3 protein-coding genes are annotated in these 1,873 nt (G+C 46.8%); all 3 read left to right on the top strand.

All coding sequences use genetic code 11. The annotated features are described in order from the left end of the window. Positions 1 to 179: 179 nt before the first annotated feature. The gene (locus WBV75_RS13910; RefSeq protein ID WP_424121186.1) at positions 180 to 875 is read left to right on the top strand and encodes an SIMPL domain-containing protein; all 696 of its coding nucleotides are present in this window, start codon (positions 180 to 182) and stop codon (positions 873 to 875) included. Between the two features lie 118 nt (positions 876 to 993). Continuing rightward, the gene (locus WBV75_RS13905; RefSeq protein ID WP_424121185.1) at positions 994 to 1,428 is read left to right on the top strand and encodes a DUF4174 domain-containing protein; all 435 of its coding nucleotides are present in this window, start codon (positions 994 to 996) and stop codon (positions 1,426 to 1,428) included. Positions 1,429 to 1,479: 51 nt separating this feature from the next. Continuing rightward, positions 1,480 to 1,873, top strand: a 394-nt coding sequence (locus WBV75_RS13900; RefSeq protein ID WP_424121184.1) for an SOS response-associated peptidase family protein, incomplete at its 3' end; no start/stop codon positions are given.

Genomic DNA, 1,873 nt, shown 5'->3' with positions numbered 1-1,873 from the left:
AAGGCTCTTTTTGTAGGAGTTTGTTTGCTGCTTTTCCTTCTTTACTCCTGGTAAGGAATACAGGCTGAAGGGCTTTTTTGGAGATTCTGTTGTTTTTTTGGATCCAAAATAACCTTTAGCATCATCTTTGATATTCCCTTTGAGGGAATTTTTCCCTCAAATAGAAAAAGCGATCAAAGATGAAAAAATTAGGCCTTATTCTCTTTCTTACTGGAATGCTCCAGAACGGATTTTCACAGACAAAAAATTTTATTGATCAGCCCTACCTCGAGACATCCGTGGAAGTAGACACCTTGGTTACTCCCAACCGGATTCACCTGGGGATCCGTCTAATGGAAAGCGACTCCAAAGGCCGTATTTCCCTGGAGATCCTTGAACAGCAAATGGGAGAAAAGCTCAGCGCACTGGGAATTGATCTCGACAAACAACTGACGGTTTCAGATCTGGGGAGCGAATTTCATAAGTACTTCCTGCGTAAGGAAGATATTGTAAAGGAGAAGGCTTTTGAATTGGTCCTTTACGATGCGGGGACCACCGCCCGGGTCTTGTATGAACTTGAAAAAGCCGGGATTTCAAATATTCAGCTTCTGAAAACAGATTATGAGGATATGGAATCCCTTAAGGATATCCTCAGAGTTCGCGGGATACAGAAGACCAAAAGACAGGGAACTATGATGGCCAATGCTTTAGGTCAGTCTCTCGGGTCAGCACTGCATATAACGGACCGGGGATTCAGTGTTTATAATAAATCGATGGAACGGGGTGCGGTACTCAGTATGTCAGACGAGAACCAGGAACAATACGTACCATTACCGGCCGAATTTGACAAAATTCGCATACAGGTAACTGTCAGCGCCAAGTTTAAATTGGAGTAGCCCATTTTATGGTTCCAAGGGCCCGGTGTTTACGGTAGTGCGGCCGTTCGATAAAAGACTGCCCTTTGAACGGCCTGTAGGAACCATGTGTTTAAAACTTGCTTTGTATTTTTAGGATATGCGGAATTTACTCGTTTGTATGGCCCTCAGTATTCTTTTTTCGGGTTTTGGGCGCGCTCAGGACCTTCGGCCGCTGAAATGGCAAAACCGGGTACTCCTGCTTTATACAGATAGCCTGGTGCACCCGCAGTACCAAAAAATGGAGGAAGCTCTCCTCAAAGGGGAAAAAGCCGTGGGTTCACGTAAACTTGTAGTATATACTATTATGGGTCAGCAGGTATCCCGCGGGTTGCCTGCTCGGACCTGGCAGGATAACCTCCCCTTGCGGGAAGCAAGCCAAAACCTCGATAAGGGTTTTGGATTGGAATTAATCGGTCTTGATGGAGGGGTGAAGTACCGTTCGACCTCGGCGGTACCCCTGGAGGAACTTTGGACTCTTATTGATGGTATGCCTATGCGCCGCGCGGAACTGAAGAATCAGGGCAAGCTCTGAGCGGCTTTCGGGTTTCCTGTTGGCTTATTGCATGAAAAACGAGTAAATTGAATGTGGGGGGTACCCCCTGTGAACGAATTACGCTTTATTCAAAGCCCCATGTGCTACGACATTAAAACAAGCCTCGAAACACAGATGAAGCGTGCCGTACGTCGTGGGGATTACGAGGCTGCTGAACAAATTCGGGAACAGTTGCTGCCCTTTACCGACCTGCCCTTGTATCACGCCTCCGGATTCAGTCACCCAAGGATGCTTATTTATACCGATACCGATCCGGAATTTCCTTCGGTAGCTACCTGGGGCCTGGTTCCCCATTGGGTTAAGGACAAAAGGCAGGGTCTGAGCCTGTGGAATAAAACACTGAACGCACGGGGGGAAACCATATTTGAAAAGCCTTCTTTCAGGAAGGCTGCAAAAAACAACCGCTGCCTTATTTATATAGATG

Origin of the sequence: Robiginitalea sp., from assembly GCF_049588695.1 — a bacterium.
Classification (GTDB): domain Bacteria; phylum Bacteroidota; class Bacteroidia; order Flavobacteriales; family Flavobacteriaceae; genus Robiginitalea.
This window is presented reverse-complemented; position numbering and strand designations above follow the sequence as displayed.